23 protein-coding genes are annotated in these 23,583 nt (G+C 52.1%); 14 read left to right on the top strand and 9 right to left on the bottom strand.

The genetic code is table 11. From position 1 onward, the window contains the following. The first annotated feature begins 240 nt into the window (after positions 1–240). From zwf to kdgA, 3 genes are all read left to right on the top strand, one after another. Positions 241–1,716, top strand: coding sequence for a glucose-6-phosphate dehydrogenase (zwf, locus tag FDX11_RS10670; protein WP_003034896.1), 1,476 nt, complete (start codon positions 241–243; stop codon positions 1,714–1,716). Between the two features lie 233 nt (positions 1,717–1,949). After that, positions 1,950–3,761 carry a phosphogluconate dehydratase gene (edd, locus tag FDX11_RS10665; RefSeq protein WP_061381106.1) on the top strand — a complete coding sequence of 604 codons (1,812 nt, stop codon included), beginning with the start codon at positions 1,950–1,952 and terminating at the stop codon, positions 3,759–3,761. A 34-nt stretch (positions 3,762–3,795) separates the two neighbouring features. Further along, on the top strand, positions 3,796–4,437 hold the full coding sequence (kdgA, locus tag FDX11_RS10660) for a bifunctional 4-hydroxy-2-oxoglutarate aldolase/2-dehydro-3-deoxy-phosphogluconate aldolase (RefSeq protein ID WP_003034901.1): 642 nt from the start codon (positions 3,796–3,798) through the stop codon (positions 4,435–4,437). Positions 4,438–4,540: 103 nt separating this feature from the next. Here the strand turns inward: kdgA and purT are convergent, their stop codons facing one another. Beyond that, entirely contained in the window at positions 4,541–5,719 is a 1,179-nt protein-coding gene (gene purT / locus FDX11_RS10655; protein ID WP_137397880.1) for a formate-dependent phosphoribosylglycinamide formyltransferase, read from the bottom strand. A 132-nt stretch (positions 5,720–5,851) separates the two neighbouring features. Here purT and yebG point away from each other — a divergent pair, with 132 nt between their 5' ends. The 4 genes from yebG (at position 5,852) to ptrB (ending at position 9,533) form a co-directional block, all read left to right on the top strand. Beyond that, positions 5,852–6,142: a DNA damage-inducible protein YebG gene (yebG, locus tag FDX11_RS10650; protein ID WP_042307822.1), complete on the top strand. Its 291-nt coding sequence runs from the start codon at positions 5,852–5,854 to the stop codon at positions 6,140–6,142. Positions 6,143–6,263: 121 nt separating this feature from the next. Beyond that, positions 6,264–6,617: a protein YebF gene (gene yebF, locus FDX11_RS10645; RefSeq protein ID WP_042307823.1), complete on the top strand. Its 354-nt coding sequence runs from the start codon at positions 6,264–6,266 to the stop codon at positions 6,615–6,617. A 94-nt stretch (positions 6,618–6,711) separates the two neighbouring features. Beyond that, the gene (locus tag FDX11_RS10640; protein WP_061381109.1) at positions 6,712–7,371 is read left to right on the top strand and encodes a tellurite resistance TerB family protein; all 660 of its coding nucleotides are present in this window, start codon (positions 6,712–6,714) and stop codon (positions 7,369–7,371) included. A gap of 86 nt (positions 7,372–7,457) precedes the next feature. Beyond that, positions 7,458–9,533 carry an oligopeptidase B gene (gene ptrB, locus FDX11_RS10635; RefSeq protein WP_137397879.1) on the top strand — a complete coding sequence of 692 codons (2,076 nt, stop codon included), beginning with the start codon at positions 7,458–7,460 and terminating at the stop codon, positions 9,531–9,533. Here ptrB and exoX read toward each other — a convergent pair. The 3 genes from exoX to FDX11_RS10620 all read right to left on the bottom strand — a co-directional run bounded on the left by exoX (position 9,515) and on the right by FDX11_RS10620 (position 11,193). Continuing rightward, positions 9,515–10,177, bottom strand: a complete 663-nt coding sequence (exoX, locus tag FDX11_RS10630; RefSeq protein ID WP_042307829.1) for an exodeoxyribonuclease X — start codon at positions 10,175–10,177, stop codon at positions 9,515–9,517. The two genes, ptrB and exoX, sit on opposite strands and share 19 nt — an antisense overlap. Positions 10,178–10,199: 22 nt before the next feature. Then, positions 10,200–10,856: a carbon-nitrogen hydrolase family protein gene (locus FDX11_RS10625; protein ID WP_042307831.1), complete on the bottom strand. Its 657-nt coding sequence runs from the start codon at positions 10,854–10,856 to the stop codon at positions 10,200–10,202. 106 nt (positions 10,857–10,962) lie between these two features. Continuing rightward, entirely contained in the window at positions 10,963–11,193 is a 231-nt protein-coding gene (locus FDX11_RS10620) for a DNA polymerase III subunit theta (RefSeq protein WP_038641397.1), read from the bottom strand. Between the two features lie 143 nt (positions 11,194–11,336). Here FDX11_RS10620 and yobA point away from each other — a divergent pair, with 143 nt between their 5' ends. From yobA to pphA, 4 genes are all read left to right on the top strand, one after another. Beyond that, complete coding sequence (yobA, locus tag FDX11_RS10615; protein WP_038641395.1) at positions 11,337–11,711, top strand: CopC domain-containing protein YobA; 375 nt, start codon at positions 11,337–11,339, stop codon at positions 11,709–11,711. A 3-nt stretch (positions 11,712–11,714) separates the two neighbouring features. Then, positions 11,715–12,584: a copper homeostasis membrane protein CopD gene (copD, locus tag FDX11_RS10610; protein WP_061381113.1), complete on the top strand. Its 870-nt coding sequence runs from the start codon at positions 11,715–11,717 to the stop codon at positions 12,582–12,584. 20 nt (positions 12,585–12,604) lie between these two features. Next, entirely contained in the window at positions 12,605–12,943 is a 339-nt protein-coding gene (locus FDX11_RS10605) for a YebY family protein (protein WP_042307834.1), read from the top strand. A 412-nt stretch (positions 12,944–13,355) separates the two neighbouring features. Then, complete coding sequence (gene pphA / locus FDX11_RS10600) at positions 13,356–13,997, top strand: protein-serine/threonine phosphatase (RefSeq protein WP_079223746.1); 642 nt, start codon at positions 13,356–13,358, stop codon at positions 13,995–13,997. Here the strand turns inward: pphA and FDX11_RS10595 are convergent, their stop codons facing one another. From FDX11_RS10595 to yebS, 5 genes are all read right to left on the bottom strand, one after another. Further along, positions 13,998–14,189, bottom strand: coding sequence for a YebW family protein (locus tag FDX11_RS10595; RefSeq protein WP_032939629.1), 192 nt, complete (start codon positions 14,187–14,189; stop codon positions 13,998–14,000). Positions 14,190–14,291: 102 nt separating this feature from the next. Then, positions 14,292–14,528: a YebV family protein gene (locus FDX11_RS10590; RefSeq protein WP_029139506.1), complete on the bottom strand. Its 237-nt coding sequence runs from the start codon at positions 14,526–14,528 to the stop codon at positions 14,292–14,294. Between the two features lie 100 nt (positions 14,529–14,628). Continuing rightward, positions 14,629–16,050: a 16S rRNA (cytosine(1407)-C(5))-methyltransferase RsmF gene (rsmF, locus tag FDX11_RS10585; protein ID WP_137397878.1), complete on the bottom strand. Its 1,422-nt coding sequence runs from the start codon at positions 16,048–16,050 to the stop codon at positions 14,629–14,631. Positions 16,051–16,129: 79 nt separating this feature from the next. Continuing rightward, a complete protein-coding gene (locus FDX11_RS10580) occupies positions 16,130–18,763 on the bottom strand; it encodes a PqiB family protein (protein WP_042307836.1) in 2,634 nt (877 codons plus the stop codon). Then, positions 18,732–20,015, bottom strand: coding sequence for a membrane integrity lipid transport subunit YebS (yebS, locus tag FDX11_RS10575; protein WP_137397877.1), 1,284 nt, complete (start codon positions 20,013–20,015; stop codon positions 18,732–18,734). Before yebS ends, FDX11_RS10580 begins: the two co-directional genes overlap by 32 nt. Before the next feature lie 128 nt (positions 20,016–20,143). Between yebS and FDX11_RS10570 the strand changes: the two genes are divergently transcribed. From FDX11_RS10570 to prc, 3 genes are all read left to right on the top strand, one after another. After that, positions 20,144–20,641, top strand: coding sequence for a GAF domain-containing protein (locus FDX11_RS10570; RefSeq protein WP_042307838.1), 498 nt, complete (start codon positions 20,144–20,146; stop codon positions 20,639–20,641). A 96-nt stretch (positions 20,642–20,737) separates the two neighbouring features. Beyond that, positions 20,738–21,424 carry an RNA chaperone ProQ gene (gene proQ / locus FDX11_RS10565; protein ID WP_042307839.1) on the top strand — a complete coding sequence of 229 codons (687 nt, stop codon included), beginning with the start codon at positions 20,738–20,740 and terminating at the stop codon, positions 21,422–21,424. A gap of 19 nt (positions 21,425–21,443) precedes the next feature. Beyond that, positions 21,444–23,492 carry a carboxy terminal-processing peptidase gene (gene prc / locus FDX11_RS10560; RefSeq protein WP_137397876.1) on the top strand — a complete coding sequence of 683 codons (2,049 nt, stop codon included), beginning with the start codon at positions 21,444–21,446 and terminating at the stop codon, positions 23,490–23,492. The last annotated feature ends 91 nt before the right edge of the window (positions 23,493–23,583 follow it).

Below are 23,583 nucleotides of genomic sequence, written 5' to 3'. Positions count from 1 at the left end.
TGTTTTTTTTCATTACATGATCGGAGTCTGGTTTTCTTACTTCTTCATAGGTACGAAAAAAAGCGACTTTTTTATCCATTTTGCAGAGGTAAACGCCAATCAAACGCCTGTTCGCGGTAACAGCACGGCTGGATAAGCGTTTACGGTTTCCGGATTCACGTAAAAGCAGTACAGTGCACTGTAATAAAATTACAACCAGTGTCTGGCAAAAGCACCAGACACTTAATTGAGGAGAATGACATGGCGGTAACGCAAACAGCCCAGGCATGTGACCTGGTCATTTTCGGCGCGAAGGGTGACCTGGCGCGGCGGAAATTGCTGCCTTCCCTGTATCAACTGGAAAAGGCCGGCCAGATTAACCCGGAAACCCGTATTATCGGGGTAGGGCGTGCCGACTGGGACAAGGCAGCCTATACCAAGGTTGTGCGCGAAGCGCTCGAAACCTTCATGAAAGAAAAAATTGATGAAGGTTTGTGGGAGACCCTCAGCGGTCGTCTGGAATTTTGTAATCTGGACGTCAATGATACCGCCGCATTTAGCCGTCTGGGTGAAATGCTGGATCAGAAATCACGTACCACTATTAACTATTTCGCGATGCCGCCAAGCACTTTTGGCGCAATCTGCAAAGGTTTGGGTGAAGCAAAGCTGAATGCTAAACCTGCCCGCGTCGTGATGGAAAAACCGTTAGGAACATCACTGGCAACATCCCGCGAGATCAACGATCAGGTCGGCGAATATTTCGAAGAGTGTCAGGTTTATCGTATCGACCACTATCTCGGCAAAGAGACGGTGTTGAACCTGCTGGCACTGCGCTTTGCCAACTCCCTGTTTGTAAACAACTGGGATAACCGCACGATCGATCACGTTGAAATTACCGTCGCGGAAGAAGTGGGTATTGAAGGTCGCTGGGGCTATTTTGACCAGGCCGGTCAAATGCGCGACATGATCCAAAACCACCTGCTGCAGATCTTGTGCATGATTGCGATGTCTCCGCCGTCGGACCTGAGCGCCGACAGCATCCGCGATGAAAAAGTGAAGGTACTGAAATCACTGCGTCGCATCGATCGCTCGAACGTGCGTGAAAAAACGGTTCGCGGTCAGTACACCGCGGGTTTTGCCCAGGGCAAAAAAGTCCCGGGATATCTGGAAGAAGAGGGCGCGAACAAGAGCAGCAATACAGAAACGTTTGTGGCGATCCGTGTGGATATCGATAACTGGCGCTGGGCGGGCGTTCCGTTCTACCTGCGTACCGGTAAACGTTTACCGACGAAGTGCTCTGAAGTCGTGGTCTACTTCAAAACGCCTGAGCTGAATCTGTTCAGAGAGTCCTGGCAGGATCTGCCGCAGAACAAGCTGACTATTCGTTTGCAGCCTGATGAAGGTGTTGATATCCAGGTGCTGAACAAAGTGCCGGGTCTGGATCACAAGCATAACCTGCAAATTACTAAGCTTGATCTGAGCTATTCCGAAACTTTCAACCAGACGCACCTGGCTGACGCCTATGAGCGTCTGCTGCTTGAAACGATGCGCGGTATTCAGGCACTGTTTGTGCGTCGTGATGAAGTTGAAGAAGCCTGGAAGTGGGTCGACTCAATTACCGAAGCATGGGCAATGGACAACGATGCGCCGAAGCCGTATCAGGCAGGGACCTGGGGACCGGTTGCCTCTGTGGCAATGATCACCCGTGATGGCCGTTCCTGGAACGAATTCGAGTAAAATATCATCTAGCCCATAGTGTTTATTTTACCGGTAACATGATCTAACACAGATTGCAGAATAATTTTTGCACTTTTAAGCCTCGCGTGGATTCACCCGCGGGGCTTTTTTTATTACACTGCCTGAAACGATTTTGCCCCTGAGCTACGGCAAACAAGCGATTCAGCACTTTTAATCTGACTGATAAGCATTGTTAATCCTACCGCTCTGACAGATAAATTTTAGGAGCCTCTATGAATCCGAATTTGTTACGCGTAACACAGCGTATCGTCGAACGTTCTCGCGACACACGTTCTGCCTATCTCGCCCGTATTGAACAAGCTAAATCGACCACCGTTCATCGTTCGCAACTGGCATGCGGTAACCTGGCGCATGGCTTTGCCGCGTGTCAGCCGGACGACAAGGCATCGCTGAAAAGCATGCTGCGTAACAATATCGCGATCATTACCTCCTACAACGACATGCTTTCCGCGCATCAACCGTATGAACATTATCCGGCGATCATTCGCAAAGCACTGCATGAAGCCAATGCGGTAGGTCAGGTTGCCGGTGGTGTGCCGGCCATGTGTGACGGTGTTACCCAGGGACAGGATGGGATGGAACTTTCGCTGCTGAGTCGTGAAGTGATTGCGATGTCAGCCGCTGTAGGTCTCTCTCACAATATGTTCGATGGCGCACTGTTCCTCGGCGTGTGCGATAAAATTGTCCCGGGCCTGGTAATGGCGGCGCTGTCATTCGGTCACCTGCCGTCAATCTTCATTCCTTCCGGCCCGATGGCGAGTGGCCTGGCGAACAAAGAAAAAGTGCGTATTCGTCAACTCTATGCGGAAGGCAAAGTTGATCGCATGGCGCTGCTTGAGTCCGAGGCGGCGTCCTATCACGCACCGGGTACCTGTACGTTCTACGGCACGGCGAATACTAACCAGATGGTCGTGGAGTTCATGGGGATGCAACTGCCAGGTTCTTCATTCGTCCATCCGGATGCGCCGCTGCGTGAAGCGTTGACCGCTGCTGCAGCCCGTCAGGTTACGCGTCTTACCGGGAACGGCAATGAATGGATGCCGATCGGTAAAATGATCGATGAAAAAGTGGTGGTGAACGGAATTGTGGCGCTGCTGGCGACCGGGGGCTCAACTAACCATACGATGCATCTGGTGGCCATGGCGCGTGCGGCCGGGATTCTGATTAACTGGGATGACTTCTCCGATCTGTCCGATATCGTGCCGCTGATGGCGCGTTTGTACCCGAACGGTCCGGCGGATATTAACCATTTCCAGGCGGCGGGCGGCGTACCGGTTCTAATGCGTGAGCTGCTGAACGCGGGTTTGCTGCACGAAGATGTGAATACCGTTGCCGGATTCGGTTTATCGCGTTACACCATGGAGCCGTGGCTCAACAACGGTGAACTGGACTGGCGCGAAGGGGCGGCGAAATCGCTGGACAGCAACGTGATTGCCTCTTTTGACCAACCTTTCTCCCACCACGGCGGTACCAAAGTGCTGAGCGGTAACCTCGGGCGTGCAGTGATGAAAACGTCGGCAGTACCGGTCGAAAATCAGGTTATAGAAGCCCCGGCAGTTGTTTTTGAAAGTCAGCACGATGTGTTACCGGCCTTTGATGCGGGTCTGCTTGACCGCGATTGCGTAGTTGTTGTGCGTCATCAGGGACCAAAAGCGAACGGAATGCCAGAATTACATAAACTCATGCCGCCACTTGGTGTATTATTGGACCGTTGTTTCAAAATTGCGTTAGTTACCGATGGACGACTTTCAGGTGCTTCAGGTAAAGTGCCTTCAGCAATCCATGTAACCCCAGAAGCCTATGATGGCGGTCTGCTGGCAAAAGTACGTGATGGCGACATCATTCGTGTGAATGGACAGACAGGTGAATTGACGCTGCTGGTTGACGAAGAGGAACTTGCCTCACGTCAGCCTCACATTCCAGACCTCAGTGCATCGCGCGTGGGTACTGGACGTGAAATGTTCAGCGCGTTGCGTGAGAAGCTGTCCGGCGCGGAGCAGGGCGCAACCTGTATCACTTTTTAAGACTTATTTTGTAATCAGGCGAGAGAAAACTCTGATGAAAAACTGGAAGACAAGTGCAGAAGCAATCCTGACCACTGGCCCGGTTGTACCGGTTATTGTGGTTAATAAACTGGAACATGCGGTGCCGATGGCAAAAGCGCTGGTTGCAGGTGGCGTGCGCGTTCTGGAAGTAACATTACGTACCGCATGTGCGATGGATGCCATTCGCGCGATCGCGAAAGAAGTTCCGGACGCCATCGTCGGCGCAGGTACTGTACTGAATCCGCAACAACTGGCTGAAGTCACTGAAGCCGGTGCGCAGTTTGCTATCAGCCCGGGTCTGACCGAGCCGCTGTTAAAAGCCGCAACGGAAGGGACTATTCCGCTGATCCCAGGTATCAGCACCGTTTCTGAACTGATGTTGGGTATGGACTACGGATTAAAAGAGTTCAAATTCTTCCCGGCGGAAGCGAACGGCGGTACTAAAGCGCTGCAGGCGATTGCGGGCCCGTTCTCTCAGGTGCGTTTCTGCCCAACTGGTGGTATCTCCCCGGCGAACTACCGTGATTACCTGGCCCTGAAAAGCGTGCTGTGCATCGGGGGTTCCTGGCTGGTTCCGGCGGATGCGCTGGAAGCTGGCGATTATGATCGTATTACTAAACTGGCGCGTGAAGCAGTCGAAGGCGCGAAGCAGTAAGCTGTTAATGTGTAAACCGTAGGCCCGATAAGACGCGTCAACGCTGACATCGGGCTTTGCCGGATGCGGCATCAACGCCTTATCCGGCCTACGGGTCTGGTTTTTATCCTGTAACTTTCACCTGTGCGGCGGCATTTTTCGCACGTACAACCGCCTCTTCAATGGTCTGCGCTGTAGCCAGAACCACGCCTAAACGACGACTCCCGTCGATCTCCGGCTTACCAAAGAATCGTACTTGCAGACCAGCGCCCACGGCGGCCTGTACGTTATCAAACGTCACATTCTGGCTGGTAAGTTGTGGCAGAATAACGGCGGAAGCGGAAGGCCCGTACTGACGGATTTCGCCAACGGGCAGACCGAGAAATGCGCGAACGTGCAGGGCAAACTCAGACAGGTCCTGCGAAATTAAGGTCACCATTCCGGTGTCGTGCGGGCGAGGGGAGACTTCGCTAAAAATCACCTCATCACCACAGACAAACAGCTCCACGCCAAACAGACCGTAGCCACCTAACGCCAGCACGACTTTACGGGCAATCTCCTGCGCGCGCGCCAGCGCCAGGTCGCTCATCTGCTGAGGCTGCCAGGATTCACGATAATCGCCATCTTCCTGACGATGCCCTACCGGCGCGCAAAAGTGCACGCCATCAACGGCGCTAACGGTAAGCAGGGTAATTTCAAAATCAAAATCTACCACGCCTTCGACGATAACGCGCCCGGCGCCTGCCCGGCCTCCCTGTTGAGCATAGTTCCAGGCTTCGGTGAGTCGATCGGCTGAACGAATAAAGCTTTGCCCCTTACCTGAGGAACTCATTACTGGCTTCACGATGCAAGGAAAGCCTATTTCGGCGACGGCCTCGCGAAAGCGAGTTTCGCTGTCTGCAAAGCGGAAAGAAGAGGTTGGTAAAGACAGCTCCTCTGCGGCGAGGCGACGGATCCCTTCGCGGTTCATGGTCAATTGGGTCGCTCGTGCGCACGGCACAACGTGTTGCCCTTCCTGTTCCAGTTTTACCAGCATATCCGTGGCAATCGCCTCTATTTCCGGCACGATATAATGTGGCTTTTCGCGCTCGACAACCTCGCGCAATGCTTCGCCATCCAGCATGTTGATAACGTATGAGCGATGGGCAACGTGCATGGCTGGCGCGTCGGGGTAACGATCCACTGCAATGACTTCCACACCCAGGCGTTGGCATTCGATCGCCACTTCTTTACCCAGTTCACCTGAACCTAATAACATCACTCGCGTTGCTGCGGGACGCAGCGCTGTGCCTAATAACGTCATAAATTAATCCCCTGTTTTATCTGGGCGCAGTATATACGAAAACGTTTGCGTCTGTCTTTATTACCAGGTTGATTTTGGGGTTCAAAAAGAATATACTGTACATAAATACAGGTAATTTAAGGGGCTGCAAAAATGGCGGTTGAAGTTAAATACGTAGTCATTCGGGAAGGTGAGGAAAAAATGTCGTTTACCAGCAAAAAGGAAGCCGATGCGTATGACAAAATGCTTGATACAGCGGATTTGCTCGACACATGGCTGGAGCAGTCACCGGTAGCGCTTGAAGACGAGCAGCGTGAAGCGCTTTCCCTGTGGCTGGCTGAGCAAAAAGATGTGCTGAGCGCCATCCTGAAAAACGGCAAACTGCCTTCTCCGCAGGTCGTTGAAAATGACGCACACGCTGAGGATGATACCCAGGCTGCCTGAAACAACTTGCGCTCCTGACGTTTTGTACCATGCTTTTCCCTGAATCATTGTGCAATCCCTGACGTTCTTTCGCGTTGCTACATGCAACCGGAAGGACGAAGGGGAGATAAAGGAGAAAAGAATGTATAAAAAAAGAGCGTTGTTAAGCCTGCTGTTGTTATCTGCCAGCGTATCTGTACTTGCGGCAAATATGGAAAGCAAAAATGTTCAGTTTCCCAAGTGTGAAGGGCTGAATGCTGATGGTATTGCGGCGAGCGTGAAACGTGATTATCAGCAAAATCGCATCGCGCGCTGGGCTGACGATCAAAAGCGTGTTGGGCAAGCCGATCCTGTTGCCTGGGTTAATACCCCCGATATTACGGGCAAAGATGGCAAGTGGTCGGTCCCGCTGACGGTCCGTGGGAAAAGTGCGGATATTCACTATCAGGTAAAAGTAGACTGCAAAGCCGGAACGGCGGAGTATCAACCGCAGTAACGAGCGTATTTGCACATCTTTTGATGAGCTGAACACTTCCTGACATCCCCTCGGGTACGCTTTGACGATTATTCGTCTGTACTTGAGGGGCAAAATGGCTAACTGGTTGAACCAACTACAATCTCTTCTTGGGCAAAAAGGATCCTCCGCATCATCTTCCGGCGAGCAAGGGCTGAGTAAACTTCTGGTCCCTGGCGCGTTAGGCGGTCTGGCGGGATTACTGGTTGCCAACAAATCCTCACGTAAGTTACTGAGTAAATATGGCACCAGCGCGCTGCTGGTGGGTGGTGGTGCAGTTGCCGGTACCGTGCTGTGGAACAAATACAAAGATAAAGTTCGCGCCGCGCATCAGGATGAGCCGCAGTTCGGCGTACAAAGCTCGCCGCTGGATGAGCGAACTGAACGCCTGATCCTGGCGCTGGTTTTTGCGGCTAAAAGCGATGGTCATATTGATGCTAAAGAGCGTACCGCCATTGAACAGCAGCTTCGTGAGGCGGGTGTTGAAGAACAAGGCCGCGTTCTGATTGAGCGGGCGATTGAACAACCGCTGGATCCTCAGCGCCTGGCGCAAGGGATCCGCAACGAAGAAGAGGCGCTGGAAATATACTTCCTGAGCTGTGCGGCGATTGATATCGACCACTTTATGGAGCGCAGCTATCTGAATGCGCTGGGTGACGCGTTGAAGATCCCACAGGATGTTCGTGACGGCATTGAACAGGATCTCAAGGCGCAAAAACAGGCTTTACCGGGTTAATTACTTATCGCTAAGGTGCATGTTTCGCTTGCATCATCGCTGTCTTTTGCCACCCTTATAGGATGTTTAAGCAAAAGAACAATGACATGCTACCAAAAGCTTCTCGTATTCCCCACGCCATGACGCAGCATGGCGATACACGTGTTGATAATTATTACTGGCTGCGAGACGACACCCGCTCGCAGCCGGACGTGCTCGAATACCTGCAACAGGAAAATGCGTATGGCCATCAGGTTATGGCTTCGCAGCAGGCTTTGCAGGAGCGTGTTCTGAAAGAAATTATCGACCGTATTCCCCCACAGGATGCATCCGCTCCCTATGTGAAAAATGGTTATCGTTACCGCCATATTTATGAACCGGGATGTGAATATGCCATTTATCAGCGCCAGTCGGTTCTCAGCGAAGAGTGGGATGAATGGAATACTCTGCTGGACGGCAATCAGCGCGCAGCCCACAGTGAATTTTATACGCTGGGAGGGCTGGCGATATCACCCGATAATAGCATTATGGCGCTGGCCGAAGATTACCTCTCTCGTCGGCAATATGGCGTTCGCTTTCGCAACCTGGAAAGCGGCAACTGGTATCCGGAAGTACTGGATAACGTTGAAGCGGATCTGGTCTGGGCGAATGATTCCCAGACCTTCTATTACGTTCGCAAACACGCCACGACGTTACTGCCGTACCAGGTCTGGCGGCATACCGTTGGATCTCCCTCGTCACTGGACGAATTGGTGTACGAAGAAGCCGATGACATGTTTTATGTCAGTCTGCATAAAACCACCTCGTTACATTATGTGGTGATCCATATCGCCAGCGCGACGACCAGTGAGGTTCTGCTGTTGGATGCAGAACTGGCCGACGCCGAACCTTTGCTTTTTTTAGCGCGGCGTAAAGACCACGAGTACAGCCTCGATCACTATCAGCACAAGTTTTATCTGCGTTCTAATCGTGAAGGTAAAAACTTTGGTCTGTACCGCACGCGCGTACGCAATGAACAAGCGTGGGAGGTGCTGATCCCGCCGCGCGAGAACGTCATGCTGGAGGGGTTTACCCTGTTTACCGACTGGCTGGTGGTGGAAGAACGCCAGCAGGGTTTAACCAGTCTGCGTCAGATCAATCGCAAAACGCGCGAAGTGATCGGTATCGCCTTTGACGATCCGGCGTATGTGACCTGGCTTGCCTATAACCCGGAACCGGAGACATCGCGCCTGCGCTATGGCTATTCCTCCATGACCACGCCGGACACGTTGTTTGAACTCGATATGGACACCGGGGAGCGTCGCGTGCTTAAGCAGACGGAGGTTCCCGGATTTGATGCGGCGAATTACCGCAGCGAACATGTCTGGATCACCGCCCGTGATGGTACTGAGGTTCCGATCTCGCTGGTTTATCATCAAAAGTATTTCCTGAAAGGGAAAAATCCACTACTGGTTTACGGCTATGGCTCGTATGGTGCCAGCATGGATGCTGATTTCAGTAGCAGCCGTTTAAGCTTATTGGATCGCGGCTTTGTTTACGCCATTGCCCATGTGCGTGGCGGCGGTGAATTGGGTCAGCAATGGTACGAAGACGGTAAGTTTCTGCACAAGAAAAATACCTTCAATGATTACCTCGATGTCTGCGATGCGCTGCTAAGAATGGGTTATGGTGCGCCATCGTTATGCTACGGCATGGGGGGAAGCGCCGGAGGAATGTTAATGGGCGTCGCCATTAATGAACGCCCGGACTTGTTCCATGGCGTGATCGCCCAGGTGCCGTTTGTCGACATGGTGACCACGATGCTGGATGAGTCAATTCCCCTGACCACCGGTGAATTTGAGGAATGGGGTAATCCGCAGGATCCGCAGTACTATGCGTATATGAAAAGCTACAGCCCCTATGACAACGTCACCGCGCAGGATTATCCACATCTGCTGGTCACGACAGGATTACACGACTCCCAGGTGCAATACTGGGAACCGGCAAAGTGGGTGGCAAAATTGCGTGAGTTAAAAACGGATGATCGCTTGCTGTTACTGTGCACGGATATGGATTCCGGGCACGGCGGCAAGTCCGGACGTTTTAAATCTTACGAAGGCGTGGCCCTTGAGTATGCATTTTTGATTGGGCTGGCACAGGGAACGCTGCATGGAAAGTCTTCAGATCAGGCGTTATCCAGATAGTGCTTCAGCGTTAATCGCAGCTCCGGGCTCATACTGTCGAGATTATTAAATAACCAACGCAGATAGCCCGGATCGCGTTCAGCCACCTCTGATACCGGTTTTCCGCGGTACTTACCAAATGTGAAGGTCGTGAGTAACGCGGGGCGACCGGTAATGTCGACCATCTGCTCTGCGGTCCAGCCTGAAGTTTGCATGATGTCGATCAGCAAAGCCGCAGTGATGTAGCAGTCGTACAGAGCACGGTGATGATGCAGGCCTGCGGGCGTCTGAACGCTCAGCTTACGTGATTTATACAGCGCCATATTGCTGTATTTGATTCCAGGCCACAATCGACGGGAAAGCTTCATGGTGCAGATCCACTCACCGGGCATCTCTGGCAATACGCGGCGGTCGAAGCTTGCGTTGTGCGCCACGTACCACTCGCTACCGTAATAGTGCGGAATGATATCTTCAATCCATGGCTTATCGGCCACCATTGCTTCAGTAATGCGATGAATAGCCATCGCCTGGGGACTAATAGGGCGGTCAGGACGCACCAGATGGCTCATTGGGTTAACTATCTTTCCATCAACCACATCGACAGAAGCAATCTCAACAATGCCTCCCTGCAGACCACAGGTTTCTGTATCTATTATGCGCAACATGCCATGCTCCCGACCAAAACGACTAGCGTAATGGAATGATATCACCTTGCCAACCCCGTGGCGTGCGTTGACCGGTTAAGAGCAAAGAACCGCTGTCGGCGCGGACAATCAATTGGCCTCGCTCGTCCCATAACGCACTACTCCCGCGCGCATTGGCCATTAATACTGCGATGGCGAATTTATGCGAGAAACGTTGTAGACGAGATGTGGAGGAGAGCAATTCAGGTTCGCTGACGGACTGGCTACTGGTAAACAGCGAAAAATTCGGGTCGATATCGATACCTTCCGGCTGACTATCCACAACGCTGATGGTATTGCGCTGTCTGGCAATACAGGCCCCGTGGCTCTGATGAAACGTTAATGGTGAGGTCATCCAGGGAGAGAAAAGAGCAATGCCTTTCACAAAACGATTGTTATGCTCTACCGGCAATCCCGCGATAATGGTCATGCGGTAAGTCGCTGCGGCATGCGCCAGCGGTTCCAGCAACGCTTCATCAGGTGGCGCTGGGAGGGAGTCATTCTCATCAACGCAGCCCAACAAGGAGAGGGCGGGGAAGACCAGCAATTCACATTGGCATTGTGCGGCTGCCTGAATGAATTGCAGGTGATGGGCAACGTTTTCGGTCACTGACGTGTGAAGGGGTTCGTATTGTGCTGCTGCGATTTTCCAGTGTGACATAATGATTTCCTTTTCATAGTGTCTACAACCATCTTTAAAGTATAGATTAAGAATATACTTATACTGTAGCAGGCATCATGTAAGGAATCGTAACGTAATATAAGTTTTATTTAACTTTCGGCTCGTACGGTAAACGTGAAAGGGAGACGGATGCCAGGCGATGTGCGATGAGTCTTTCACGAAACCAGTCGCGTAAATGTTCGGGCTGTTCACGTTCAACCACTTCGGCAACGATCGGCATATTGTAGCGTTCTTTAAATGCGACACCCGCCGCGGCCAGGTCAACATTGACCTTATCCATTTCGGCTTGCTCAAGTTTGGCCAGATTGATGTTCATAGGCTGCTCCTTTTCTCTGTCTTCCGGCGCGCAAAGTTACTAAGAGTGCGCATTAATGGCAAGACAGAATTGATGATTCTCGACTCGATCATTGTAGAAGGTTATTCTCTATAGATTAGACATAACAAAAAGGAATAGTTGAAATGGCTTCATCTGCATCTTCGCTACGTAATACTCTCATCGTACTCGCCAGCCTCCTCGCAACACCCGCTGCATTGGCGCATGCTCACCTGACAAAACAAAGCCCGGCGGCGAATGCGGAAGTCACCGCTTCTCCCCAGGCGCTGACGCTGAATTTTTCTGAGGGCGTCGAACCCGCTTTCAGTGGCGCAACGCTGACAGGTCCACAAAAGGAATCAATCAAGACGGGCAAAGCGACCCGCAGCGATCAGGACAAAACGCAACTGATTATTCCGCTCGCTCAAACGCTGGAGGCCGGAAAATATACGGTGGACTGGCACGTTGTATCCGTGGATGGTCACAAGACAAAGGGACAATATACCTTTAGCGTGAAATAACCGATGCTGGCATTTACCTGGGTTGCCCTGCGATTTATTCATTTTACCGCGTTGATGCTGGTGTTTGGTTGTGCGCTTTACGGCGCGTGGCTGGCTCCCGTTTCAGTTCGCCGTTTAATGATGCGTCGTTTTTTACGTCTGCAACGCCATGCCGCGACGTGGAGTTTTATCAGCGCGACGCTAATGCTGGCGATCCAGGGGGGCTTAATGGGCTCAGGCTGGCGGGATGTCGTCTCGACAGACGTTTGGGGCGCCGTTCTGCAGACGCAATTTGGCGGCGTCTGGTTATGGCAGATTATCCTCGCAATGGTCACGCTGGTAGTGACCATCGTTGTGCCGCGCAGCATGTCGCGACTGCTGTTAATGCTGACGATTGCCCAATTTATTTTGCTGGCAGGTGTTGGACATGCAACGCTGCATACTGGCGTCCCTGGGGCTATCCAACAGGTTAACCATGCCTTGCATCTGATATGTGCAGCAGCCTGGTTTGGTGGCTTGCTGCCCGTACTTTACTGTATGAGAATGGCGCAGGGCCGCTGGCGGGAACAAGCGATCTCTACCATGATGCGTTTCTCCCGCTATGGGCATCTTTTCGTTGCCGGGGTTTTACTTACCGGGATTATGAATGCCCTGTTTATTGTCGGTGTTTCCGGCTCCTGGCATATGGCTTATGGGCAACTCCTTTTGTTAAAAGGTGCCCTTGTTATGCTAATGGTGGCGATTGCCCTGGCGAATCGGTATGTTCTGGTACCACGCATGCAGGATAATGACTGTATGACGCTCTATTTCATTTGGATGACAAAACTGGAATGGGGAATAGGGGCCGTAGTGCTGGCGATTGTCAGCCTGTTTGCAACCCTCGAACCTTTTTGATTGATGGACTGGCAAAACGCATGAAAAAAATCATTCTCTCTTTACTACTACTGGCAAGTTCAGGGGCCGCGCTGGCAGCGCCACAGGTCATCACCGTCAGCCGTTTTGAGGTTGGCAAAGATAAGTGGGCGTTTAATCGGGAAGAGGTGATGCTGACCTGCCGTGCAGGTAACGCGTTGTATGTCATCAATCCCAGCACGCTGGTGCAATATCCATTGAATGATGTTGCCAGAAAACAGGTTGAGAGCGGCAAAACCACGGCGAAGCCGATTGAGATTATCCAGATTGATGACCCGACGAAACCTGGCGAAAAAATGAGTCTGGCACCGTTTGTGGAGCGCGCAGAAAAGCTCTGTTAATTGTCAGATGTAGCGTTATGATTTCCAATAAAAAAACCGCAGGATCTCACAGAAGAACTTGCGGTTTTTGCATTTGGTCGTGTGACGAACTGCCTTTTTTTCCGGCCACTTTAGCCGCGGACTGGAAAACCTGGCGCTGTCATCTATTCTTAAATGGCAGGGTAACTTAGCCTGCATTAATGCCAACTTTTAGCGCACGGCTCTCTCCCAAGAGCCATTTCCCTGGACCGAATACAGGAATCGTATTCGGTCTCTTTTTATGTGGTGAATGCCATGCCATCCAGGGCCAAACACTGCGTATCACAGGCTGTATTCTGCGTAAACCATACCATACTCTGCCCCTTGATCGTCCAGGATTTTTTGCAGCCATTGCTAAAATTATAACCAGGTCTCAATGTGCTCAGGAGGTTGCATGGCACAGCCTGACAATATCTACCAACGAATCGAAGGTTCACACTGGCGTCACGTCTGGGTCGTGGGGGATCTCCACGGTTGCTTCTCTTTATTAATGGTGAGATTGCGGCAGTGCCGGTTTGATCCCCGGCAAGATCTGCTGGTTTCGGTGGGTGATGTTATTGACCGTGGGCCTGACAGTCTGCGTTGCCTGCGCCTGCTGCGTAAAAGCTGGATTGTGGCAGTCAGGGGCAATCATGAGCAGATGGCGTTGGATGCACTGGCGACGGGGGAGCAACATTTGTGGTTTATGAACGGCGGCGCGTGGTTTGCTCACGCGGATCAGTCTGCGGCAAGATTAGCACTGAAAGCGTGTCGAAAGTTACCCTGGATTCTGGAACTACGCTGCCGGAGTGGCATACACGTTGTTGCTCATGCAGATTACCCGGATGATGATTACCAGTGGCAAAAAGAGGTCGATTTACAGCGGGTGCTGTGGGATCGTACGCGGTTGATGAACAAAGGTAACGGCATACGCGGCGCGGATCACTTTTGGTTTGGTCATACGCCACTGCGGCATCGGTTAGATCGTGACAATCTGCACTATATTGATACCGGTGCGGTATTTGGCGGCGAATTAACGCTGGTGCAATTGCAATAATCAGAAATCGCTGTATTCCTGGGCTGGACGCCAGAAGCTGTCGATGTAATCGTCCGCAGGCAAACATCCGCCGTTACGAATGCGCTGATCGTCCATCGATACAAGGCATTGCTGCTCAGTTTTGTAGACATCAACCACGATATCTTCACAACCGCCGTCAAGGTAGCACACAAAAAGAACCAGCGTGAACATTTCATCCTCAAAGGGTAAAGCCATACCTGTAGTGTAGAAGATGTTGATAGATGAGGGAAATTAACCAAGAAATAACCCGTCTGGCGACGGGTTCTTTTTGAATCAGGCAAGGCGCATGATCCAGGCATCTGACTTACGATCGTAGTGCTCGCGGAACAGAACAGAGTGTTCTCCATTCAGAAGGGCCGGGACGCTGGTGTCGGCATCCCAGGCGTCCAGTTGCATACATAAATCCGGATCGGATTTACATGGAATGGTTAACGTTCGGTCCCCCGGCGATTCGCCATGCAACTCGGCGTCGTCGATCTCAAAAGCGCCAATGCGCACACTGGTTTTCATCATCGTGCTCTCCGTTTATCTGCTGATTGTGGTACGACCAGTTAGGCCGTCCATTTTTCAGCGTAGTCAACGTTAGCAAAAGCGCCAGTCAAAACGTGCGTTATCCTGTAAAGAGTTTGCCCTCCCGGACAAGATCGCGTGGATAGCTATTCTTCAATCGCGATCCAATACGTTTTGCCAGACCAATCGGCTGATGCTGGAACGTAACCAACACATCGTCAGTTGCGGGTGAAGTTTGCGGGTAAACATCTCTACCGCGATACCACTCTTCTGCTTCGGCAAGGCTCAGTTCGAACGCATGGCTGTGGCTTGGATCGGCGAGGGCGATGATGGCTTCATGCTGCCAACGATACCCTTTGTTATGGGTCTCAGCCAGTTTAACCCCGAGTCGGGAGAAGCGAACTTTGCCAATCAGGGGTTCAATCTCTGTTGGAAACAGCCAGATCTCTTTGTCTCGCTGCCACAGGCGTAAATTGTCTGCCCACTGTAATCCGCAGGCGTTAGCGGCCTGGGCGACGAGCGCAGATTCACGTCCTTTCAGCGGGCTAAACGGGAAGTTACCCACTTTATATTTCGGCGCGGGTAACGCAGGAATGGCGGCTGTTTTGCGCAAACGTGCGACGAAGAAACCTTCACAATCGTAGATCTGCGGGAACACATGCAGGAATCCTTCCGGCGTCAGGGCGCGTTCAGCCTCGGGAAATAAATCGCCCAGCGGTAAAAATTCGACGGCATCCGGGTAGGTTTCAATCAACCACTGCATGATGGCTTCGTTTTCGTCACGGTTCAGCGTACAGGTTGAATACACCAATGTGCCGCCGGGGCGCAGGGCGTGGAATGCGCTGTCGAGCAGCTCTCGCTGGGTTGCGGCAATTTCCAGATTACTTTCTATGGACCAGTTTTTCAGTGCATCGGGATCTTTACGTACTACGCCTTCACCGGAACATGGAGCATCCAGCAATATGGCATCGAATGTTTCTGGTAATGCCGCGCCAAATACCCGCCCGTCAAAATGGGTCAGGGCGACATTGTTGATACCGCAGCGGCTGATATTGGCATGCAGGACTTTGACGCGACTGGCGGAAAACTCATTCGCCAGAATCGCGCCCTGATTATTCATTTTGGCGGCAATTTGCGTGGTTTTGGAGCCGGGAGCTGCCGCGACATCCATTACACGTTCCGGGGCATTGCCATCGGCAAACAGCGCGGCGACCGGCAGCATTGAGCTGGCTTCCTGAATATAAAATAAGCCGCTTAGATGCTCTGCAGTGCTGCCGAGCGGCAGTGACGCTTCATCATCGCGTTCAATCCAGAAGCCTTCAGCACACCATGGAACAGGGGTGAGCGACCAGTTATATGGCGCTGTCAGAGTGAGGAAATCGGCAACAGAGATTTTCAGCGTATTGACGCGGATGCTACGGCGCAGCGGACGCTGGCAGGCAGCGAGAAAATCATCGAATGAGAGCGTGGAAGGCATTGCTTCACGCATTTGTGTCAGAAAGGCGTCGGGAAAATAAGCCACTTGGTACCACCGGCAAAAAAACAGGTGCGCAGTGTAGCATAAGTGCTCCGGCGCGAGTACGCCGGAGCAAAGGGAGAGGTTATCGTGGCAGGGCGGTTCCCCATTCACGCCACTCTTTCGGTTCGCTTTCCTGCAACAGGAAGTGTTTACCAGCCTGTGCTTTCGGTGCCAGTGGCGTACCCGGCGGGGTTGCAAAGGCGATCCCACCGCGAATGAACTGATTAAAGGTACCGGTCTTCACGACGCCGCCGGTCAGGCCGAAGTCGAGACTGTAGCCGGATGCCAGCCAGAATACAGAGTTGTTACGCACCAGATGCTGATAGCGCTGGCTGATGCGCATAGCGATCATCACGCGATCGGAAAGGGAGCCGAGCGTCAACCCGGTGACGGTCCCGACTTCAATACCTCTGAACAGAACTGGCGTACCGATGTTTAATGAACCCGCTTCCGGTGCTTCCACCACAATACTCAGACCATCGAGGTAACGAGAGTCGGTGATAGTGGCTTCCTGCAGCTCAAAATCACGGCGCGGGTTACCGCGGCCAGGTTCAACGTTGATATACGGCTGTAAGATGGTATCTAAATGCTCCACGCCCGCGGCTGAGATTTGTGGGGTAATCACGGAGAAGCGTGTGCCGCTACGCGCAAAGGTCTGTACGTACTCCGGATACAGCACCGCTTTGGCCTGAACTTCATTACGGGAAGTGATCAGCTCTAGCGTCTGGATCTGGCCAATATCGATTCCCAGGTAGCGAATCGGCATACCGGCCGCCAGTTTACCGGCATCGAAGGCGTGCAGGGTTATCTGGCCGCCCACTGCACGCGCAGCGGTTTCTGACGCATACAGAATCCGCTTGTCGCCTTTGCGTTGGCTGGCGCTGGCGCCGCTCAGGTTATCGAAGCTAATTGCGCCTTTAAGCGCTCGCGACAGGGGAGAAGCCTGAACGGTTAAACCGCTGCCGTTGAGCTGGACCTTGGCGCCGCCCTCGGCCCAGAACACGCTGTTGCTGGTCAGCAGGTTGCGATATTCCGGTTTGATATGCAGATCGATATCAAACGCATCGGCACGTGGACGAACGCTGATCACTTCACCGACTTCGAATTTACGATATAGGACCACTGAACCGGCCTGCACATCGGGCAACGTTTCGGCACTCAGGCTGACCGTGGTGGTTGGCAGATCGCTCAGGCTGTTCTCAATCGCCTTTTCCAGGTTGGCATACAGCGGGTAGCTTTTTTTCATTTCACCCTTCGTACCGGGCAAAATACGAATGCCGCCGCTGATCCACTCACTGGCGCTGGCGCCAAGAAACTCTACGCCATCAAGCCCAACTTTGACATCCACCCGACTGTTGACCACGAACTTACTGTCGCCTTGTACCAGCGCGCGATGCTGCGGTTCGATGGCGACGGTAAACGAAACGCCTTTGCTGGAGAGCGTGCGCTCAATCACCTGACCGACCTGAACGCCGTGAAGAATCAGCGGTTGGCCGGCATCAATACCGTAACTTTCCGGCGCGGTCAGCGTCAGCGTCATGACGCCCGGATCGTGTAACAAGGATTGCTCTGCAGGAATCACTGCAAACTGGTTACGCGGTTCGCCCTCGCCAGGTATCAGCTCGAATGTTTTGCCCGTCAGAAGCGAACTGAGATTCGCATCGCTTAACGATAATTTAGGACTGTGTAATTCAATACGCGTGTTGTCACGCAATAGCGTTACGACGCTGGGATCGACCGTCATTTCGCCGGTGACTTTACCGCCCGGATTTAAATCCAGTTTGGTCAGTTGACCGACTTCCAGTCCTTGATACATCAGCGAGGTTGAGCCAGCCTTAAGTCCGTCGCCGCTGGGTAAATCGAGCTTAACGATCACGCCGCGCTGGCTGTGCGCGAGATCCTGATACAAACCAAACGTATCGTCGGCAACGGCGGGTTGCGAATCTTCCGGTGAATCAAAAGCAATGGCGCCATTAACCAGGGCTGCCAGACTCTCCAGCTTCACTTTGGCGCCGCTGAGGCTGACATCCGCGTCTACTCCTGATACATTCCAGAAACGACTGCCTTTTTTCACCAGATTGGTAAAGCGGCGTTCAATCAGCACGTCGATGGTTACGCCCTGATTATTTGGATTAATGGTGTAGTCATAGACCCGACCTACAGGGATTTTGCGGAAATAAACCAGCGAGCCGCTGTTAAGCGATCCGAGGTCGGGGGCCCGCAGGTGCAGCATCAAATCGCCGTTGTTCAGGCGGTATTTGGGCTGTGTATCAAGCGCGACGAAATGATCCTCTGGCTCGCCGGTACCGGGCATCATGCCGATATAGTTGCCGCCAACTAACGCATCCAGGCCGGAAACCCCCGCCAGTGACGCTTTCGGCGTGACCAGCCAGAACTGGGTATCTTTGCGCAGTGCATCTTTCATATTTGATTTGATGCTGACGCGGACTTCAATTTTACGCAGGTCTTTGCTGAGGTTGATGTCCTGCACCGTGCCCACTTCGACGCCCTGATAGCGAACAGGGGTACGGCCAGGCACAATGCCGTCCGCCGACATAAAGTCAATGGTTACGGTATTCCCGCGATCTTCATAGCTTCCCCAGATAAGCCATCCTGCAATCATCAATGCGATGAACGGCAGCAGCCAGAACGGGGAGATACGACGTTTTGTTTTAATCTGCGCTTCAGTCTGCGAAGCGGGCGTTTCCTGACTCATGTGCATCCCAAAGTAAGCGGCTGTCCAGCCATTCCACTGCAAGAATAGTCAATATTACCGCTGCGCCGAAATAAAACGCAGCCGGTCCCATAGTAAAAGCAAGTATCTGATCGCGATTAATTAGCGACATAGTTAAAGCGATAACAAAAAGATCCAGCATTGACCAGCGACCAATCCAGGTCACTATGCGCAGCAGTTTGATGCGGGTACGCAATCCTTGCTCACAGTTAGAATGAATGCTGATGAGTAACGTAAACATCACAATCACTTTGGTGAATGGCACCAGAATACTGGCAATAAACACGATCGCCGCCACGCCGATATTACTGTTTGCCAAAGACAGTATGCCTGACATGATCGTGTCTTCCTGTCGGGAACCATTGACATAAATGATCGAGATAGGCAGGAGGTTAGCAGGCAGCAGCAGGACAATCGAGGCCAGCAGAGCAGCCCAACATTTTTGAATACTTTGATTTCTGCGCCAGCGCAACGGTATATGGCAACGAGGGCAGCGACCGCGGGCGTCCGGATACCCTGTAAAGTGGCAACCAAGGCAAACGCGAAGCTTTTCATCGGGCCGACGAGCAGGCCTTTGCGGGTAAAAACGGTCCCAAAGCTGTTCTACGTTGAGGTGCGATAACGTCAAAATACTGAGGATCACCAGCGCAATAAAAGCAAACAGTCCCACCCCAGGCTGCAAATAAGCATAGTCCTGAACTTTAATCGACGCGACGCCGATACCCACAAGATAGATATCAAGCATCACCCACTCTTTGAGCCTTTCCAGCATCAGTAGCACCGGGCGTAGGTTCATCCCGAGAATATTGCCAAACCACAGATAAGCGATTGAGGTAACGAGAATAATCGGCGCGCCCGCAACGCAAAATAGCACGAAGGATGCGGTGAGAGGGTCACCCTGGCGGGTCATTTGCCAGATACCCTGCATCACATTGGCGTCAATGCGTACACCGAGCAAAAAGATGTGTAAGAGCGGTTCTCCCCAGGCGAAGGGCATCAGCAGCATCATGGTGACAGCCATTGCTGCCAGGCGCGTTAAGGACCAGTCGCGCCCGTCACGGATTTTCGCCTGACAGCGTGGACAGAATGCACTTTGGTGCGAGCGCATTTTAGGCAAGCTAAAAATCAGGTCGCATTCAGGACAACGATGATAATGTGCACGCGGGAGTGCCTCACCGATGGATCTGATGGCGATTTTTTTAGTGGGCGTGATGCGTGATGTCGTAAGGGCCATGTACCGCGTATCAAAATGTTGAAGTAATGTTATCTTAACTCATGACGGGAATGATCTTGAGCATTAACGCATTTAATGTTTATTTTAGTAGGCTGCAGTTTTAAGTAAGACAACTAAGTGATTACATAATGAACAAATCAGAGCTATACACGGATCTGAACCGTGATTTTCAGGCATTAATGGCAGGTGAAACCAGTTTTCTGGCAACGCTGGCAAATACCAGCGCATTGTTGTACGAGCGTCTTGCACAAGTAAACTGGGCCGGTTTTTACCTGCTTGAGGGCGAGACTCTGGTACTTGGTCCTTTCCAGGGCAAAATTGCCTGTGTACGGATCCCGGTAGGACGTGGCGTATGTGGTACCGCGGTGGCGCGCAATCAGGTGCAGCGCATCGAAGATGTACACGCGTTTGACGGGCACATCGCATGCGATGCCGCCAGCAATGCGGAAATCGTTCTGCCTATCACTGTTGAAAATCAGATAATCGGCGTGCTGGATATCGATAGCACCGCGTTTGGTCGCTTCACTGAAGAGGACGAACAGGGGCTGCGTACGCTTGTGGCACAGCTTGAAACCGTGCTTGCAACGACGGATTACAAAAAATTCTTTGCGAGCGTCGCAGGATAATCAACGGATAACGTAGCAATTACTGATGACGTCATTATAATGTCGCCTGTTCATGCCTGCGCTTGTTGGCTACGTCCGTTGTAATCAGGAAATTTCATGGAAAATCAACCTAAGTTGAATAGCAGTAAAGAAGTCATCGCGTTTCTGGCCGAACGCTTCCCGCAGTGTTTTAGTGCTGAAGGCGAAGCGCGCCCACTGAAAATTGGCATTTTTCAGGATTTGGTAGAGCGTGTTGAGGGTGAAATGAACCTCAGCAAGACACAGCTCCGTTCTGCCTTACGTCTCTATACTTCCAGCTGGCGCTATCTGTATGGCGTAAAATTGGGCGCAACGCGTGTTGATCTCGACGGCAACCCATGTGGTGAGTTGGATGAGCAACATGTTGAACATGCTCGCAAACAGCTGGAAGAAGCTAAAGCTCGCGTTCAGGCGCAACGTGCAGAGCAACAGGCGAAAAAACGCGAAGCGGCCGCTGCTGCCGGCGAAAAAGAAGACGCACCGCGTCGCGAGCGTAAGCCGCGTCCTGCTCCGCGTCGTAAAGAAGAGGCTGAACGTAAACCTCGCGCTGAAAAACCAGCAGCCAAAGCACCGCGTGCTCCTCGTGAAGAACAGCATACCCCGGTATCTGATATTTCAGTGCTGACGGTAGGGCAGTCTTTGAAGGTGAAAGCAGGTAATAATGCGATGGATGCCACCGTATTAGAAATCACCAAAGATGGCGTCCGTGTACAGCTGAATTCGGGTATGTCTTTGATTGTACGCGCAGAACACCTGGTGTTCTGAAACGGAGGCCTGGCCTGGCATGAACACTTTTTTTAGGCTTACTGCGTTAGCTGGTCTGCTTGCATTAGCAGGCCAGGCACTTGCTGTAGAAGACATCACGCGTGCCGATCAAATCCCCGTTTTAAAGGAAGAAACCCAGCATGCGACGGTGAGTGAACGTGTAACATCACGTTTTACACGTTCACACTATCGCCAGTTCGATCTGGATCAGGCGTTTTCGGCAAAAATTTTTGACCGCTATCTGAATCTGCTCGACTACAGCCATAACGTGCTGTTGGCGAGCGATATCGAACAGTATGCAAAAAAGAAAACTGTCCTCGGCGATGAACTGCGCACGGGCAAGCTGGATGTCTTTTACGATCTTTATAATCTTGCGCAAAAACGCCGATTTGAACGATATCAGTACGCACTAAGCGTGCTGGCACGTCCAATGGATTTTACCGGTACCGACACCTTTAACCTCGACCGGAGCAAAGCTCCGTGGCCGAAGAGCGAAGCAGAGCTTAATGCGCTGTGGGACGGCAAAGTTAAATTTGACGAACTCAGCCTGAAGCTGACCGGTAAAACCGATGCGGAAATTCGCGAAACGCTGACGCGTCGCTATAAATTTGCCATTCGCCGTTTGGCGCAGACCAACAGTGAAGATGTGTTCTCACTGGCGATGACGGCTTTTGCTCGTGAAATAGACCCGCATACTAACTATCTTTCTCCGCGCAACACTGAACAGTTTAATACTGAAATGAGCTTGTCTCTGGAAGGTATTGGCGCAGTTCTGCAAATGGATGATGACTACACCGTTATTAACTCCATGGTAGCGGGCGGCCCGGCAGCCAAGAGTAAAGCGATAAGCGTTGGCGACCGTATTGTCGGCGTGGGCCAGACCGGAAAAGGCATGGTCGATGTGATTGGCTGGCGTCTGGATGACGTTGTAGCGCTGATCAAAGGACCTAAAGGCAGCAAAGTTCGCCTCGAAATCCTGCCTGCCGGTAAAGGCACCAAGACGCGCATTGTCACGCTAACGCGTGAACGCATTCGTCTCGAAGACCGCGCCGTTAAAATGTCCGTGAAAACCGTTGGCAAAGAGAAGGTCGGCGTACTGGATATTCCTGGCTTCTATGTTGGCCTGACGGATGACGTCAAAGTTCAGCTGCAGAAACTGGAAAAACAGAATGTCAGCAGCGTGATTATCGATCTGCGTACCAACGGCGGTGGCGCACTGACCGAAGCGGTCTCGCTTTCCGGTCTGTTCATTCCTTCCGGCCCGGTGGTACAGGTTCGTGACAATAACGGCAAAGTGCGTGAAGACAGCGATACCGACGGCGTGGTGTATTACAAAGGTCCGCTGGTGGTATTAGTTGATCGCTTCAGTGCCTCGGCATCGGAAATTTTTGCCGCGGCAATGCAGGATTATGGTCGTGCGCTGATCGTCGGTGAACCGACCTTTGGCAAGGGCACCGTACAGCAGTATCGTTCCCTGAACCGTATTTACGATCAGATGCTGCGTCCGGAATGGCCAGCGCTGGGTTCTGTTCAATACACGATCCAGAAATTCTACCGTGTAAATGGTGGCAGTACGCAGCGTAAGGGCGTTACGCCGGATATCATCATGCCGACAGGTAATGAAGAAACTGAAACCGGTGAGAAGTTTGAAGATAACGCGTTGCCGTGGGATAGCATTGATGCGGCGACCTATACCAAGTCTGATAACCTGACGCCGTTTGGACCTGAATTGCTAAAAGAGCACAATGCCCGTATTGCGAACGATCCTGAGTTCCAGTACATCATGAAGGACATTGCGCGATTCAATGCGATGAAGGATAAGCGCAGCATCGCTTCTCTGAATTACGCTCAGCGTGAGAAAGAGAATAACGAAGATGATGCACTGCGTCTGGCGCGCATCAACGATCGGTTTAAGCGAGAAGGCAAACCGTTGCTGAAGAAACTGGACGATCTGCCCAAAGATTACCAGGAGCCGGATCCGTATCTGGATGAAACGGTAAAAATCGCGCTCGACCTGGCGCATCTTGAAAAAGACAAGCCAGCGGAACAACCCGCGAACAGTCAATAACCTCCAACAGGCACAAGAAATTGTGCCTGTTTTTTTAACAAGCGCATGAAGACGTCAGTCTGATACGATAAAATGTAAAGTTGTGTCTTTC

Origin of the sequence: Citrobacter sp. wls714 (assembly GCF_005281025.1) — a bacterium.
Classification (GTDB): Bacteria; Pseudomonadota; Gammaproteobacteria; order Enterobacterales; family Enterobacteriaceae; genus Citrobacter; species Citrobacter werkmanii.
Note: the sequence above shows the minus strand (reverse complement) of the source record. Positions and strands in the feature narration are given on the sequence as shown.